Below are 486 nucleotides of genomic sequence, written 5' to 3'. Positions count from 1 at the left end.
GGAGGCCATCGCCCCGCAGCGGGTATGGCCGCCGCGCGAATTCTTCATGGCCAAGCGCGAGGAACTGCAGGCCCGCCACCAGCGCTTCGGCGACACCGCCGACAACCTGGAGCCGGACATCAAGGACGGCCCCGGCGGCCTGCGCGACCTGCATACGCTGGGCTGGATGGCGCTGCGCGCGTTCGGCGTGCGCGACCTGGAGCCGTTGATCGGGCTGGGCCATGTCGGCGGCGACGAGGCCGCCGCGCTGCGCCGCGAGCGCCGCGAACTGGCGCGCTTGCGCTACGGGCTGCACCTGGTCGCCAACCGCCCGGAAGAGCGCCTGCGCTTCGATTACCAGAAGACCCTGGCGCAGCGCCTGGGCTTCTCCGACGACGTCGAGAGCCTGGGCGTGGAAAAGATGATGCAGCGCTTCTATCGCAGCGCGGCGATCGTGCGCCGGCTCAGCGACCGGCTGCTGCAGCGCTTCGAGGAACAGTTCGACGG

Annotated in this window: 1 pseudogene; it reads left to right on the top strand. The window is 71.0% G+C overall.

Annotated features, from left to right (window positions below):
- Positions 1-486 (top strand): annotated as a pseudogene (locus tag D183_RS25905) ([protein-PII] uridylyltransferase); the annotation flags it as partial.

Source organism: Xanthomonas sp. SHU 199 (assembly GCF_000364665.1).
Taxonomy (GTDB): Bacteria; Pseudomonadota; Gammaproteobacteria; order Xanthomonadales; family Xanthomonadaceae; genus Xanthomonas_A; species Xanthomonas_A sontii.
Note: the sequence above shows the minus strand (reverse complement) of the source record. Positions and strands in the feature narration are given on the sequence as shown.